Source organism: Aestuariimicrobium ganziense (genome assembly GCF_015352975.1).
Taxonomy (GTDB): domain Bacteria; phylum Actinomycetota; class Actinomycetes; order Propionibacteriales; family Propionibacteriaceae; genus Aestuariimicrobium; species Aestuariimicrobium ganziense.
In genome coordinates this window covers 247651-261997 of record NZ_JACYIZ010000003.1, presented here as the reverse complement: position 1 = coordinate 261997, position 14347 = coordinate 247651, and the positions used below count along the sequence as shown (strand labels likewise).

The following is a 14347-nucleotide window of genomic DNA, read 5'->3' as shown; positions in this document are numbered from 1 at the left end:
TCAGTCCTCCCCCAGTCGCGCGAGCCGCATCTGGATGACGGTGATGGTGACCGCGACCACCAGCATCAGCACCGACAGGGCGGCCGAGTAGCCGGCGCGGAACTGCACCACGGCCTGCTTGTAGATGTAGGTGGTCAGGAACTCACTGGCCCGCCCCGGGCCACCACCGGTGGTCAACAGCACGATGTCGAAGGTCTTCAACGAGCCGATGCAGCCGGTCATGATCAGGGTCAGGTGGGCGGTGCGCAGCTGCGGCAACAACACGTACCACAGCTGTTGCAGCGCGCTCGCCCCGTCGATCGACGCGGCCTCGAACAGCCCCTCGTCCACCTGCGCCAAAGCGGCCTGGTAGAGGACGAACGAGAAGCCGGTCCACTGCCAGATGTTGATGGCGACGATGCCGTACAGGGCGGTCTTCGGATCGGCCAACCACGGATGCACCAAGGCACCCAGGCCGTTCTCGGCCATCCGTGACTGCATCCAGCCATCGGGGTTCATGATGTCGCGGAAGACCGTGGCGACGACCGCTGGGGCCATCACCACCGGAATGAACATGATCGCCTTGTAGACGGCGGCCCCGGCGACCAGGCCCCGGCGCAGCAGCATCGCCATGCCCAACCCGATCGCCATCTGCAGGAAGATCGTCAGCACGGCAAAGATGCCGACATGGCGCAGCGCTCGCCACAGCACCTTGTCGTCGAGCATCCGTTGGTAGTTGCCCCAGCCGACGAACTTCTTGGTCGGGCTGAGCCCGTCCCACTGGTAGAAGCTCGTCCAGCCGGTGTAGCCGATGCCGGCGTAGACGATGCCCAGCACCAGCAGCAGCGCCGGCAACAGGTACAGCAGCCCGTGCAGGCGCAGGTTCCTGACCGAGCGTGGCCGCGGCGCCACGGTCTCCACCGTCATTGGTTCCTCCATGGATCAGGCGTGGGGACCCACACCGTGGTGGGTCCCCACGCGCGTCGGTCAGCCAGCGCTCTGGATGGCCTCTTCGACCGCCTTGGCGGCATCAGCGGGCGACACCTGGCCCGAGGCCACCTCCTGCAGGGCCAGGCCGAGAGCCGTGGCGACATCAGCGTTGGGCACCTCACGGGCGCCGATCATGTTGCCCAGGGCCGGGCCCTGCTTCTCGAGGGCAGCCTTCTGCTCAGGGGTGACCACGTCGGAGGTGTCGAGCGGCACGCTCTTCAGCGAGGGCTGCTGCATCGTCTTGGCGATCACCTTCTGGCCGGTCTCGGTCGCGGTGAGCCAGTTGACGAAGGCCCAGGCGGCGTCGGGGTTCTTGGCCTTGGCCGAGATCGCGAAGCCGATGTCAGGTCCACCGAACATGGCGCCGGTCTGGGCGCCGTCCTCGACGGCCGGGAAGAACGACGGCACCAGGATGAAGTCCTTGATCTTGGCGTCCCCATACTCCTTCGACATGCCCTCGAGGCTGGTGTGGGTGGTGTAGGAGTTCTGCCAGCTGCCCATGAACACGAACGCCGCCTTGCCGGTGCCGAAGCTCTTCGAGGCGTCCGGGTACTGGTTCAGGCCGAGCGAGCCCTTGGGAAACACGCCGTCGTCGCAGCGACTTCCAGATCTCGAACGACTTGACGAACTCGGCGTCGGTGAAGCTGGCATCACCCTTGAACGCCTCGTAGATCTTGCCGGGCGCCAGCTGGTTGACGATCGACTGATAGACGTCGATGTTGACCCAGTTGTCCTTGGCGCCGTGGGCGACGCAGGTGACCTTGGCGGCCTCGAGCTTCTTGCAGGCCTCCTTCAGCTCGGCCATGGTGGTCGGCGGCTGGATGCTGTGCTGCTTGAGCACGCCGTCGTTGTAGAACATCAGGCCGGCGCCGGTGACCATCCACGGCATGTCCACCAGCTTGCCGTCGATGGTGAACTGGTCGGAGGCGGTGATCTTGTCGGCGAAGTCGGCGCCCAGCGACGCCTCGATCTTGGGCTTGAGGTCCATGGTCAACGGGGCGAACTGGTTGGCCATCACACCGACCTGCAGGCCGAACACGTCGGGCCCGGAGTCGCTCGTGGCGGCCAGCCGCACGGTGTTGACGTAGTTGGAGTACTCGACGAACTTGTACTCGACCTTGATGTCGGGGAACTCCTTGTTGAACTCGGCAATGTTGATCGCCGCGTCGGCCTCACTGGGGTTCCACGACCACCAGGTGACGGTGCCCGACGGCTTGGCCACGTTCTCGCTGGGTTCGGACGAGGTGGTGCCGCCGGTGGCCGAGCCGCTCGTCCCGGGTGCCGAGGACGAGGGGGTGTCGGCGGCTCCGCCGCCGCAGGCGGCGAGCAGGAGGGCGAAGACGGACGCGAGTACGGCGGTGGCGCCGCGGCGGCGTCGACGGTGGACGAACACGTGAATCACTCCTTGGTGGTGGTGTCGGTGTTGCTGGTGTCGGTGTTGCTGGTGCCGGGGGTGATCGCGGAGGAGTCACCGGAGGCCCGGAAGGCGTTCGGGATCCATTCATGGGAAGGGTTCTCAGCCAGCGCCAGCGACCACTCGGCGACACCGTCGTCCTTCTTGGGACGACTCAGCGCGACGCTGAGCCGGTGCTGCCCGGGCGGCAGGGTGAAGTCGACGAAGTGGCCGATCTGGGCGGCGTGCGGTGAGGGGAACATCAAGTTCGTGGCCTGCGAGCCGTGCAGGTACTCCCCGTCGAGCCAGATCCGGTGGTCCTGGTAGCAGGTGAAGGTGAGCCGCACCTCGGTGACACCGTGCCCGTTGAGCGGCCACTCCATCATCAACAACCGGTCGTCCCACTCGCTGGCCGGCAACCGGTGCCACCGCCCACCGATGGTGGTCTCGACCAGGTCGAGTTCGGGGCAGGGCGAGCCGGCGCGTGGCAGGCCGCCGATGTCACGGCCGGGCCACTGCTCCCAGTTGGTGTTCCAGATGCCTGCTTGATGGTGAAGGCGTGCTCGTCGGGATCGAAGGCGTCGGCCTCGGCGGCCACCTGAGCGGGGTCGGGACCGATCTGCTCGTCCAGCCGTTGGGCCAGGTCGACGACGAGGTCGGTGAAGCCGTCAAGGGTGGTGGGGTGGTCGAGGTCGACCACGCCGTCGTTGAGGACGAGGTCGCGTCCGATCGGGGCGAGCCACTTGTGGTCGATCGAGGCAGGGTCGAGGATGCCCAGCAGCGCCCCGACCGAGGCGGTGGACGAGTCGCAGTCCTCGCCACAGTTGTTGGTGATCAGGATTCGCCAGCTGAAGTCGGTGCCACACAGCAGGCCGGTCACGACCCAGGCGGTGTTGGGTCGCACGTCGGTGAAGTCGTCGTTGCCGTGACGCTCCATGACCAGGGTGCGGATGTCGGTCCACGAGCGGCCCTGGTCGACCCAACCGACGACCTCGTCCACGACGGTGCGCAGCCGGCTCTCGGTGGGCATCGCGGCGGCGGCATCGAGGACGATGCCACGCAGGTCATCGCGGACGAAGGCCATCGACTGCATCCGGGCCAGGAACTGCGCTGCCAGGATGCCGTCGCCGGCGTGGTCGAAGCAGGCGTCCTCGTAGGCCATGAGCGCGGCACGCTCGGGGTCACCGGGTGCCACGCAGGCCCACAGCTCAGAGCGGATCGCCGCCCCATCCGGGCGACCACCGCCTCGTCCAAGCGCGAGTGCCCGCGGTGGCCGAGTTCGTCTGGTGGAACTCGCGGACCGTAGGCTGGACAGTGGAGGTGGCATCAGATGACCAATGACAACTACGGCGGCCCGAACCAGGGCAACCCCTCGGACGGCAACTGGGGTGGTCCCCCGGGCAACGATCCCTACGCCCAGCAGTACCCTCAGCAGGGCCAGGGCGACCCCTACGGCCAGCCCAGTGCGAACCAGCCCAGTGCCAACCAGCCGGGCGGCCAGCCCAGCGCGAACCAATGGCCGGGCTCGGCCTCTGAGCCGATCGGCGCACAGCCCGGCTCGGCCTCGCAGCCCTCGGCCAACCCGTGGGCCAACGGCACCGGCTTCGACGACACCCAGGGTGGCTACGGCCAGCAGCCCTACAACCCCGCCCCCGACCAGGGCGGCTACCCCCAGCAGGACGCCAGCCAGGCCTACGGCCAGCAGCAGCCCTACCCGCAGCAGCCGCAGCAGGGTGGCTACGACCAGCAGCAGGGCTACGGCGCCCCCCAGGGTGGCCACGGCCAGCAGCAGGGTTACGGTCAGTCGCAGCAGGGTGGATACGGCCAGCAGCCCTACGGCCAGCCCCCGCAGGGTGGCTACGGCCAGCAGCCCTACGGCCAGCAGGGTGGCTACGGTCAGCAGCCCTACGGTCAGCCCGGGTACGGACAGCCGCCGCAGAAGAAGAACAACATGCCGCTGCTGCTCGGTGCCGGTGCTGTCGTGCTCGCGCTGATCATCGGCCTGGTGATCTGGGGCATGAACCGCGACGACTCCGCCGGCGGTGGCACCACGGCCGTGCCGTCGACCACGGCTCCGACCAGCACCGACCCGACTGCCCAGACCTCTCAGCCGACTGACGCGAGCACCGAGCCGACCGAGCAGACCACTGAGCCGACCGAGCAGACCACCGAGCCGACCGAGCAGCCCACCGGTCCGGCGATCGTGGCCAAGGACGCGATCGGGCAGGACATGCCCGAGACCATCGGTGAGTGGAAGGCCAGCGACCCGGCCAAGGTCTCGACCGCGCTGATGATCTACTACGCCAAGAGCCCGTCGGTGGTCTCGCTGTCGTTCCGGGACGACCCGAACTACGGCAGCCAGCGTTTCGACAACATGGATCAGGCCACCAAGATCGGCAACGCGATGTGTGGCGTTCCCCGTGGCGCAGCGATGAACTACTGCTACTTCGCCACCAACGACGGCACCTTCTACTTCTTCGGATCGCGCCCGACGATCCAAGAGGTGGCCGAGGTTGCCAACGGCGTGGCCGACGCCCTGAAGTGACGCCCTGACGTCACACAAGAGGCCAAGGCAAGCGGCCCGATCCCCGCGGGGGTCGGGCCGCTTCCGCGTCCGGGTTGACCGACGACCGTTGCCGGCCGCAGTCGGCGTCAGGTGTTGCGGTCGGGACGAATGATCACCGCGGCGAGTCCCACCACCGCGAGCCCGCCCAGGCCGATCCAGAGCAGCCCGCCGGGCAACGCCGGCAGTGACGCGGCGCCGAGCACGAGGGCCAGACCGACCGCCACGACCAGCAGGAAGGCGACGGCTCGTCCAGCCATCGCCCGCGCCAGGCGCCTGCGGATGACGCCGTGGGTCGGGGCGCTCGCAGCCCACGCGCACGACAGGTGGAACACACCCAGCAGCAGGGCGAGCACCGCCGCCTGCCACAGCGGATTGTCGGCGCCGGCCATCAGCCACCACGCCCCCACCACGGCCACCAGCCCGACCGGCGCCAAGGAGTCCGGCGCCAGCAGCGAGACCAGCACCATCAGCGCGCCGATGCCGGCGAGCACGGGACCGAAGAAGAACGTCGCCCACCAGGTCGGCAACTGCAGCAGCAGGGCCCCGCTCAACACGATCGCCACTCGCAGCACCCACTGCCCGGCCGACATCTCAGAGATCCGCAGCAGCCACCCGGCCACCGTCTCGGCAAGCCCTCTCATCGTCCGACCGCCCTTCGTGGAGCTGTCCGTGCAGCCTGCATCGCCAGCAGCACGCTGGCCAGGCTGGCGGTGCCCTGCCACGGGGTGACCGGTACGCCGAGTTCCTCGATCCGGCGCACGGTGACCTCACGCTGCATCCGGCGCACCAGCCACGCCTCGGCGAGGAAGCTGCGGCTGGTGTCGTGGCGGATGGCCCCGAAGGTGCCCAGGGTCTCGGGCATGGTGTCGACCACGATCACCTCACCGCCGTACTGGCGCAGTCGGTTGAGCTCATCGGTGACCTTCTGGTCGAGCAGCGGCGAGCAGACGAAGACCAGGGTGCCGGGGCGAAGTGAGGGCACCCGACGCATCGAGAGGTGGTCGGGCACGTCGCGCAGCGAGCGCGACAGCATCTCGAGGATGATCCGCACCTGGCGTGGTCCGGTGCCGGGGCGCACCAGCCCGATCCGGTGGCCCAGGTCGTGCACTGCGACCCGGTCGCCGAAGCCGACGTAGTGCTGGCTGATCGCGGCGATGGCGCGCACGGTGGCGTCCAGGCTGGACGAGGTGCCGCTCGGGTCGGGCAGGTCGCGCAGGGTGTCGGCCACGATCAGCACGTCGGTGTCACGCTCGGTGAAGGTCTGGGTGACGTGCAGCTTCTGGGTGCGCGACGTGACCCGCCAGTTGATCCGGCGCAGCCGGTCGCCAGCCCGGTACTCGCGGATGTCGGCGATCTGGGTGCCGTCGCCGCGCACGGACGAGGTGTGGGCACCGGTCAGTCCGATCGGACGAGCTACACCGCTTCCGCCGCTCAGGGTCGCGGCGGCCGGACGCACGGTCACCGTGCACGACTCGCCCTCGATGGTCGAGCGCCAACTGCCCGACTCGTCCATGTACTGGATGCCGGGGGCACCGGTGACGTAGCGGCCCCAGCGTTCGGGTTCGAGGCCGACGGACACGCCTTGGTCGGCGAGGTCGACCGCGGCACCGTGCTTGGGGTCCCAGGCGGCGCCGACGATGCCGGGCCACTGGACGCTGAGCCAGGTGGCCGGCTCGGGCTCGTCCACCGCGACGGTGAGGTCGACGCCATCACCCTCAGGGATCGCCGAGGTGCGTGGCCGGGTGCGCAGCGCCGGGGCCAGTCGGGGACGACGCCACCATGCCCAGGCCGCGTGAACCGCCAGCGGCACCGCGAGCAGCGCGACGCCGGGTCGTCCGAACAGCACGGCGAGCAGCAACAGCACCACCGCCGCGCTCCACGAGCGCGTCAGTGCCGAGGTCGGCTCGGGTGGACGGGACGGGATCGCCATGGTCAGGCCGTGCGCCTCAGTTCGGCCTGCGAGGCGTCAGGCACCGGCACCTGGTCGACGCACGAGCGCACCACCGACTCGGGCGTGATGTTGTTGAGCCACAGCTCAGGACGCACGGTGAGCCGGTGGGCCAGCGCGGGCTGGGCAAGGGCCTTGACGTCCTCGGGGATGACGTAGTCGCGTCCGGCCAGCAGGGCGACCGCGCGGGCCACGGTGACCAGCGCCAGCGAACCGCGAGGCGAGGCACCGACCAGGGTGTGGTCGTGGGCGCGGGTGGCTGCGGTGAGCGCGACGGCGTAGCGTCCGACCGCCTCCGAGACGAAGACCTCCTCGACGGTGGCCTGCAGCCTGAGCAGGCCCTCGGCGTCGAGCACCGCGTCGACGGTCTGGTCCTCCTGCTTGCGGGCGATCCGTCGGACGAGCACCTCCCACTCCTCGTCGTGGCTGGGGTGGCCGAACGACAGCCGCAGCAGGAACCGGTCGAGCTGGGCCTCGGGCAGCGGATAGGTGCCCTCGTGCTCGATCGGGTTGGCGGTGGCCAGCACGTGGAAGGGGCGCGGCAACTGGAAGGTGTGGCCCTCGACGGTGACCTGGTGCTCCTGCATCGCCTCGAGCAGGGCCGACTGGGTCTTGGGCGGGGTGCGGTTGACCTCGTCGGCGAGCAGCAGACCGGTGAAGATCGGCCCTTCACGGAAGGTGAACTCGCCGGAGTTCTGGTTGAACAGGTACGACCCGGTGAGGTCGCTGGGCAGCAGGTCGGGGGTGAACTGGGCACGGGCGAACTGCAGGCCGAGGGCCTGGGCCAGCGACCGGGCGGCCAGGGTCTTGCCCAGGCCGGGCAGGTCTTCGAGCAGCACGTGGCCGCCGGCCAGCACACCGGCCAGCACCTGTCCGAGTTGGGCGCGCTTGCCGACGACGGCGCGTTCGACCTGGTCGAGCACCTGCTGGGCCAGCGCGGCCGCCTCGTCGATCGGCATCGGCTGGGCGAGGGTCGGGGTGGATGCGGTGGTCACAGCGACTCGATCTCCTTGAGGTGGCGGTGCAGGGTGCGGCGGTTGATACTGGGGCTGTCGCCGGTCTCGACGGTGCTGAGGTAGGCGAGCAGCGGCTTGCTGAGGGCGACGTCGGTGGCGGTGGTCAGCGGTTGTTCGGGGTCGGCATGGTGACGCTGGACGAGGCGTTCGGCGGTCAGGTCGCGCAGGGTCAGCGCCAGTTGGTGGGTGCTGAACTCTCGCCCGGGTTGGGCGCCGACGATCATGTCGGCGATCCGGCGGGTGGCCAGGTCGCTCTGGTAGCGAGGTGAACCGACCAGGGCCTGGTGCTCGACCCATCGGGGGGTGTCGGCGGGTTCGGGGCCGGTGCGCAGCAGCCAGATCAGGGTGCCGATCAGCAGGGTGAAGATCGCCCACGGCAGCGGTGAGAGCCGAAGACCGAAGGCCCACCAGAGCCCGTAGAGGACGACGAAGATGCCCATCGCGGCCAGCAGGTGGGTGGTCAGGCTGGTGCCCCCGGGCTTGCGGATCGAGGCGAAGAACTCACGCATCGGGCACCTCGTCCGGGTTGGGCGCCGCGTCGGGACCTGCGGTGCTGCGGGGTGGCTCGCTGGTCAGCGCGGCGTGCAGCCGCTCGAGGCAGGCGACGGCGCGTTGCCGCTCGGCCTCGCCCACCTCGTGGGTCGAGAACATGGTCTGGCGATAGAGGTCGGCCAGGTCGCGCAGGTCGCTCTCGGGGGCGCGGGTGTGGGCGAGGACGGCGACCGTGAACTCCTCGGAGGTCTGGCTGGCACGGCGTGAGACCCCGGAGTTCTCGGCGACCTCGACCAGACGGCGCCAACACTCGAGGATGGCGTCGTCGACCCTGGCTCCACCGCGCAACTGCTGCAGGGTCTGCTCGAACGACTCAGCGACCTCGTCCTCGGCGATGTCGGGGATCTCGAGGGCGTTGCTGCGGTCGGCGGCGGCCTGGCGAACGCCCTTGTCCTTGAGGTTGCCAGCGACCAGGCGCAGGAAGGCGATCACCAGCGCCACCGCGACAGCGATCGCGACGAGCTTGGCGACGTCACCGACCCAGGACGGGAGCGGGCGGGGTTCCCCCCGGTCGGGCAGCGGCATGCCCGACATCGGGTTGGCCGGGCCTTGCGCCGAGCCCATCGGCGGCAGGCTGATCGGACGAGGCGTCTGGGTGACCACGGTGTAGAGCGTGCCCGGGTCACTCGATGCTCCCAGCCCGACGACGATGAGCACTCCCACCAGTGCGGCGGCGGCCCACCACACGCGCTGACGCGCCGGGGGCCGAGCGTCGGCTGGGGGCAAGGTCACTGGTCAAGCCTAGGCGCTGGACGCGGGGCGAAAGGGCAGGTCAGCGCCCAATTGCTCGGATGATGGCAACCTTGTTGCCAAGGTAAATCGATGTGACTTGGGTAGTTGCCAGATCAGTGCTACAGTTGAGGTGTCCGACGACCACATGGTTCAAAGGGGTACCGGATCGAGTGAGCAAATGACTCGTTCCTTCGCCGGAGCCAGACGAGTACGACCGAAAGGACCGCCAATGTTCAACTCTCCTGCTTACCTGTGGACCTCGATGTTCCGTCCCACCACCGAGTGGAACGACGTGACCGAGGCTTCGACCGGCGCTGAGATCGCCGGCGACAAGTGGGCCTGAGCGCCCGCCACACCACCCAACGACCTGGGCGTTGACCCCCTTCACGCCCGCCCGATGGGCCCGCGCTACGGTGCGGGCCCATCGGTCATTTCGCGGTGCCACCGGTGGCTCACCTCGCCCTGGCAACCGCCAACCCTCGTCCCGGCACACCTTGGGCCACCCGGCGCACGGTGAAACCTGTTCCGCGTCACTCAAGATGTCCCACCTGCACCTAGATTGCTACAACACGGGTCGACCTGTTCTCGGCCGACCAGGGCGGATCACGACCCTTCAGCGCCGTGACGACGAGGTCGACATGCCAAGGGAGACTAAAAGCGCAGCGCCGTCCGCCGTCACCACCGGGTCGAGCAGGCTTACGAGCCGCACGTAGTACCACGCCCGCGCGACGTTGGCACCGGCCAGCAGGCAGGCGGCGGCCTCATCGGGGCGGGTGAGGAAGCCCTCCGAAGAAGCGGGGGTGAGCGATGCGACCGGGTGGCGACAGTCCCATCGCCGTCTGCAGCTGCATCACGTCGCCCGACAGCGTCGACGGGCGCAGGTAGTCGAGCGTCACCGGGTCTGCCATGGCAGCAACGTAGCCCTGCCCGACAGCACTCCCGATGTCGAGAGCTTCTGGTCTCGACGAGGCCCTCGTAAGTCACGCCCACTCGACCACCCAGGACAGCACTCAGAGCGGTAGGTCGTCCGAAAGCCCCAGCGCGAAGTGGAGCAGCTCGATCGGGTGCACGGTGCGCACCCCTGACCCCTTCTCGATCTGCCAGCGGCAGGTCTCGGTGTCGCACGTGGCCAGGTCGGGGTTGGTCGCCTTCACCATCTCGAAGACCGGCTTGCCGACGGCCTGGGCGATGTCGTACTTCTCCTCCTTGAGCCCGTAGGTGCCGGCGATCCCGCAGCAGGGCTGACCCGACTCGACCACCCTCACCCCGGGCACCATCTCCATCAGGGTCAGCGCGGGCATCCCCATGCCCTGGGCCTTGACCTGGCAGGGCTGGTGGTAAGGGATCGTCGCCTCGACCCGGCGGAACTCCGGGAGGACCTCCCCCGACTCGAACAGTTCCAGCAGGAACTCAGAGGTCTCCCTGATCCGGGCGCCGACGTCGAGCAACCGCGGGTCGTCCACGCCGAGAATGTGGTGCGCCTCGTGCTTGAGCATGCCGGTGCACGAGCCGGACGACGACACGATCGTCAACTCCTTGCCGACCGAGCGCAGCGCGTCACACAGGTCGAGCACGCTCGTCCGGGCGTTCTCGAACAGACCGTTCGACTGCTGCGCCAGCCCACAACAACCCTGCTTGGGCACCAGCACCTGGAAGCCCAGGTGTTCGAGCACCTCGATCGTCCGCTTGCTGGTCTCGACCTCGAAGTAGCCGCCGGCGCAGCCGTGGAAGAACACGATCGGTTCGCGGGTCGCTGCCGGCGGTGCGGGACGACGCCGCAGCCACGCCCGCAAGGTCTCGGTGCGCGCGGTCGGCATTGGAGCCCCGGACGCCACCCCGACCACCTTCTCGACCGCCTTGCGCAGCAGCCCGATGCCCAGCGCAGCGTTGGCGACCGGCGCCACCGGAGTCATCGCCTTGCCCATCACCGTGGTGCGGCTGATCACCTGGTCGCGCAGCCCCTTCATCACTGGCGGGGGCTGGTCGGCCTTCATCACCGCCTTGGCCATGATGTTCAGCTCGGCGATCTTCACCCCCTGCGGGCAGACGTGGGTGCAGATGCCACAGCCCGAGCAGTAGTCCAGCGACTCGTCCACCGACTCACCGTGGCGGAACCGCTCAGCCTGGGGCCCGACGAACTTCGGACCCGGGAACAGCGGGGTCACCCGGGCCACCGGGCACTGGGTCTCACAGATCGTGCACTTGACGCAGTGGTCGAGGCTGGCTCGCATCAGTTCGTCGCGCGCATGGTTCAGGTCGTCGGTCATGGCCGGTCCTCTCCTGCGGTGATCGCATCGACGGCCTTGACGGCACTGCCGAGCGCGATGCCCTCCCCCGACTTCTCGCGCCAGCGGATCGCCCCGGCGAGGATCCCTCCGGCCGCGTACAGGTTGGCGTACATGGCCCGCCCCCGGTCGTCCAGCACCCGCATCTGGTCGTCGACCCGCACGCCGACCTCGAACAGCGGCTGCGGGGCACCCCAGTAGTCGCCGTGGATCAGTTCGGTGGCGTCTGTCGCGGTGACCGGCAGCCCGAAGATGGTCTCGCTCACCCGGTTGTGGGAGTCGACAGCCAGGGCGCCCGACTCGAAGCCCCCGGGGGCGTGGACGACGTGGTCGCAGCCGATCGTCCGCTCACCACCGGCGGTCTGCACCCTGACCCCGGTCACGGTCGAACCCTCGTTGACAAGGCCGATCACCTCGGCGCCGAGCATGGTCCGCACGCGTTCGCGGCGGGTGTGGGCCAGCAGCGCCTGGTTGAACCGCATGCCCGGAACAGACGGCGGCTGCAGGGCGATCTCGAAGACCGGCTGGCCGATCCGCTGCTGCAGGTCGGCCCAGGCCAGCGGATCGTCCACGCCGAGCACCGCGGGCAACCCGATCACTTCACCGGGCTCGGCCACCGCCTTGACGGCACGGACGAACTTCTCGCGGGTGTGGGCCTGGTCGAGGGCACGGGCGTAGACCACCGGGCTCGAGTCGACCTCACCGGGACGAGCCCCCAGGTCGATGCTGGCGTGCCGCACCTGCAGCCGACCGCCGCCGGGCAACTCGGTGCGCGCCAGGTTGCCGGCCACCAGTTCGGGGTGGAAGTCCTTGACCTGGTCGATGCCGACGATGACGATCCGTCTGCCGTCGCGGGCAGCGCCGGCAGCCATTGACGGCGGGACGACCAGCGTCGGACGCAGCGCCCCCACCGCCGTCGGGTACAACTGGTTGCGCTCACCGACCGGTGCGAGCAGGTCAGGCCCCAGCAACCCGGCCAGCACGTCGACCCCACGACGCACAGCCTCGACCCCGATCCGACGGTAGGGATGGCTGTCGGGCAGTTCATCGAACGCAGCCCACGGATCGTCCACCAGCCGGCCGTCGAGGCGTCCGAGCACGTCGATGGTGCCCTGCGACAACTGCAAACCACCCAGGCCCTTGGCCACCAGCACCACCTGGTGGCCGTGGCGGCGCAGCAGGATCGCCGAGACCAGCCCGGCCAGGCCGGCGCCGACCACCACGGTGCGGGGAGCAGTGCCTCTGCGCGGAACAGGCCCGTTCACAGCGCCACCTCCTGCGACTCGGGCAGCGCCTCGAGGTCGAAGGTGCCGTGGAAGATCCAGTTGTCGAGGGCGGTCTGGCGCACCTGGTCACCGTGCAGGATCGGCCACAACCCGATCCACCGGTTCTTGAGGAACAGCCTCATCAGCTCGCTCGCCCGTTCAACGTCGACCATCTTCTCCTGGACCGCGATGCCGGTCGCTCGCATCGAGCAGAACCCGCCCTGGCAAGGGCCCATGCCCAGCCGCAGCTGGCGGCGCAGGTCGTCGAAGTTGGCGGTCGGCTGCTCGGCCATCAGCTCAGTGAGCATGCCGCGGTTCATCAACTCGCACTCGCAGATGATCTGGTCGTCGAGCCGGTCGCCCTCGCGCTCCTCGAGCCGGTGGGTGACGTGGTAGGTGGACGAACCGGGCGGGTCGATCACTTCGTCCGCGGTGCGGCAGGGACGCGTCTCGCCCAACTGATCGGCCATCGCGTCGACCATCTTCTCGGCCATCAACCGGTAGGTGGTGAGCTTGCCGCCGATGATCGAGATGATGCCGCCGATGCCGTCGCGCACGTCGTGGCGCAGGATGCTCATACCGCGGGTCATGTGCCGGGTGTCGGTGGCGCTCACCCTCGGGTCCTTGAACAGCGGACGAGCCCCACTCCAGGCGTGCACCGCCCGCGACTCACGGAAGCCGGGCACCAACACCTCACCGGCGTCGAGCATCTGCTGCACCTCTTCACGCGGGATCGGCAGCCGGTCGGGGTCGTCGGCGCGCACATCGGTGGTGCCGATGATGCTCACGGTGTGCACCGGCACGAGGATGTCGCCGTCGGCAGGGTGGATGCAGCGGTTGACCACCGAGTTCACCAGCCGGTGGTTCATCGCGATCATGATGCCGCGACCGGGCACCACCTCGACCTGCTCACAGCCGGCCATGGTGGCGATCTGGCCGGCCCACGGTCCGCCGGCGTTGAGCACGAACGAGCAGTCGATCTGCACCTGTTCTCCGCGCTTCTCGTCGGTGGCGACCACGCCGACGACCTTGGCATCACGCACCAGCACGTCGGTGACCCGGTGGTAGGTGAGCACCTGTGCGCCGTACTCCATCGCCGAGCGGGCGGCACCCCACACCATCTGCCAGCCGTCGACCGCACCGTCCTGCACGGCGAAGGCCCGCTGCAGGCGGGGGTTGATCCGGGGTTCGCGGCGCAGCGCCTCGGCCGGGCTGATCTCCTCACAGGGCACGCCGGTGGCCCGCGCACCGATCAGGAAGCGGTCGGAGTACTCGGGGTCGTCATCGGGACCGACGATGAACAGCCCGCCGGTCTGTTCGACGCACTGGGGCTGGATGCGGGTGATGATCGCGTTCTCGAGCGCACACTCAGTCGCCGAGTGCGGGTCGGAGACGACGTAGCGGCCGCCGGAGTGCAGCAGTCCGTGGTAGCGCCCGGTCGTGCCCTGGCCGAGGTCGGCCTTGTCGACCAGGATCGCCGACCATCCACGCATGGCCACGTCTCGCACCACGCCGGCGCCCGTGGCGCCCCCGCCGATGACCACCACATCGGCACTCAGCCGCTTCATCGACGCTCCTCCCGTTGTCACCGTCAGCCTAGTGGCCCCGTAGCCTTGCTTGG

14 protein-coding genes and 1 pseudogene are annotated in these 14347 nt (G+C 69.1%); 1 reads left to right on the top strand and 14 read right to left on the bottom strand.

What is annotated here, in order from left to right:
* The 5 genes and pseudogenes from IE660_RS07210 to IE660_RS07190 form a co-directional block, all read right to left on the bottom strand.
* Positions 1-906, bottom strand: a complete 906-nt coding sequence (locus tag IE660_RS07210; protein WP_203567654.1) for a carbohydrate ABC transporter permease — start codon at positions 904-906, stop codon at positions 1-3.
* Between the two features lie 60 nt (positions 907-966).
* A complete protein-coding gene (locus IE660_RS16160; protein WP_268882760.1) occupies positions 967-1470 on the bottom strand; it encodes an extracellular solute-binding protein in 504 nt (167 codons plus the stop codon).
* 103 nt (positions 1471-1573) lie between these two features.
* Positions 1574-2191: pseudogene (locus IE660_RS16155) on the bottom strand (ABC transporter substrate-binding protein); the annotation flags it as partial.
* A gap of 176 nt (positions 2192-2367) precedes the next feature.
* A complete protein-coding gene (locus IE660_RS07195; protein ID WP_203567652.1) occupies positions 2368-2781 on the bottom strand; it encodes a hypothetical protein in 414 nt (137 codons plus the stop codon).
* A complete protein-coding gene (locus IE660_RS07190; protein WP_203567651.1) occupies positions 2748-3689 on the bottom strand; it encodes an ADP-ribosylglycohydrolase family protein in 942 nt (313 codons plus the stop codon). The genes IE660_RS07195 and IE660_RS07190 overlap by 34 nt, the downstream gene beginning before the upstream one ends.
* A gap of 3 nt (positions 3690-3692) precedes the next feature.
* Here IE660_RS07190 and IE660_RS07185 point away from each other — a divergent pair, with 3 nt between their 5' ends.
* Positions 3693-4907 carry a hypothetical protein gene (locus tag IE660_RS07185; RefSeq protein ID WP_203567650.1) on the top strand — a complete coding sequence of 405 codons (1215 nt, stop codon included), beginning with the start codon at positions 3693-3695 and terminating at the stop codon, positions 4905-4907.
* Between the two features lie 107 nt (positions 4908-5014).
* Here IE660_RS07185 and IE660_RS07180 read toward each other — a convergent pair whose 3' ends face one another.
* The 9 genes from IE660_RS07180 to glpA all read right to left on the bottom strand — a co-directional run bounded on the left by IE660_RS07180 (position 5015) and on the right by glpA (position 14294).
* Positions 5015-5569, bottom strand: coding sequence for a hypothetical protein (locus tag IE660_RS07180; RefSeq protein WP_203567649.1), 555 nt, complete (start codon positions 5567-5569; stop codon positions 5015-5017).
* Positions 5566-6858 carry a DUF58 domain-containing protein gene (locus IE660_RS07175; protein ID WP_203567648.1) on the bottom strand — a complete coding sequence of 431 codons (1293 nt, stop codon included), beginning with the start codon at positions 6856-6858 and terminating at the stop codon, positions 5566-5568. The genes IE660_RS07180 and IE660_RS07175 overlap by 4 nt, the downstream gene beginning before the upstream one ends.
* A 2-nt stretch (positions 6859-6860) precedes the next feature.
* The gene (locus tag IE660_RS07170) at positions 6861-7871 is read right to left on the bottom strand and encodes an AAA family ATPase (RefSeq protein WP_328701885.1); all 1011 of its coding nucleotides are present in this window, start codon (positions 7869-7871) and stop codon (positions 6861-6863) included.
* Positions 7868-8401 (bottom strand): hypothetical protein, encoded by a 534-nt coding sequence (locus IE660_RS07165; protein WP_203567647.1) that lies wholly within the window; start codon positions 8399-8401, stop codon positions 7868-7870. The genes IE660_RS07170 and IE660_RS07165 overlap by 4 nt, the downstream gene beginning before the upstream one ends.
* Complete coding sequence (locus tag IE660_RS07160) at positions 8394-9176, bottom strand: DUF4129 domain-containing protein (protein WP_203567646.1); 783 nt, start codon at positions 9174-9176, stop codon at positions 8394-8396. Before IE660_RS07160 ends, IE660_RS07165 begins: the two co-directional genes overlap by 8 nt.
* 761 nt (positions 9177-9937) lie before the next feature.
* Positions 9938-10084, bottom strand: a complete 147-nt coding sequence (locus IE660_RS07155; RefSeq protein WP_203567645.1) for a hypothetical protein — start codon at positions 10082-10084, stop codon at positions 9938-9940.
* 102 nt (positions 10085-10186) lie between these two features.
* Complete coding sequence (locus tag IE660_RS07150; RefSeq protein ID WP_203567644.1) at positions 10187-11443, bottom strand: anaerobic glycerol-3-phosphate dehydrogenase subunit C; 1257 nt, start codon at positions 11441-11443, stop codon at positions 10187-10189.
* Positions 11440-12726, bottom strand: coding sequence for a glycerol-3-phosphate dehydrogenase subunit GlpB (glpB, locus tag IE660_RS07145; RefSeq protein WP_203567643.1), 1287 nt, complete (start codon positions 12724-12726; stop codon positions 11440-11442). Before glpB ends, IE660_RS07150 begins: the two co-directional genes overlap by 4 nt.
* Positions 12723-14294, bottom strand: coding sequence for an anaerobic glycerol-3-phosphate dehydrogenase subunit GlpA (gene glpA, locus IE660_RS07140; RefSeq protein WP_203567642.1), 1572 nt, complete (start codon positions 14292-14294; stop codon positions 12723-12725). The genes glpB and glpA overlap by 4 nt, the downstream gene beginning before the upstream one ends.
* Between the last annotated feature and the right edge of the window lie 53 nt (positions 14295-14347).

Bases quoted from the DNA above. Each gene is read 5' to 3' on its own strand.
- IE660_RS07210 (WP_203567654.1), bottom strand. From the start codon at position 906: ATGACGGTGGAGACCGTGGCGCCGCGGCCACGCTCGGTCAGGAACCTG.
- IE660_RS16160 (WP_268882760.1), bottom strand. From the start codon at position 1,470: ATGGGCAGCTGGCAGAACTCCTACACCACCCACACCAGCCTCGAGGGC.
- IE660_RS07190 (WP_203567651.1), bottom strand. From the start codon at position 3,689: ATGCCACCTCCACTGTCCAGCCTACGGTCCGCGAGTTCCACCAGACGA.
- IE660_RS07185 (WP_203567650.1), top strand. From the start codon at position 3,693: ATGACCAATGACAACTACGGCGGCCCGAACCAGGGCAACCCCTCGGAC.
- IE660_RS07180 (WP_203567649.1), bottom strand. From the start codon at position 5,569: ATGAGAGGGCTTGCCGAGACGGTGGCCGGGTGGCTGCTGCGGATCTCT.
- IE660_RS07175 (WP_203567648.1), bottom strand. From the start codon at position 6,858: ATGGCGATCCCGTCCCGTCCACCCGAGCCGACCTCGGCACTGACGCGC.
- IE660_RS07165 (WP_203567647.1), bottom strand. From the start codon at position 8,401: ATGCGTGAGTTCTTCGCCTCGATCCGCAAGCCCGGGGGCACCAGCCTG.
- IE660_RS07155 (WP_203567645.1), bottom strand. From the start codon at position 10,084: ATGGCAGACCCGGTGACGCTCGACTACCTGCGCCCGTCGACGCTGTCG.
- IE660_RS07150 (WP_203567644.1), bottom strand. From the start codon at position 11,443: ATGACCGACGACCTGAACCATGCGCGCGACGAACTGATGCGAGCCAGC.
- glpA (WP_203567642.1), bottom strand. From the start codon at position 14,294: ATGAAGCGGCTGAGTGCCGATGTGGTGGTCATCGGCGGGGGCGCCACG.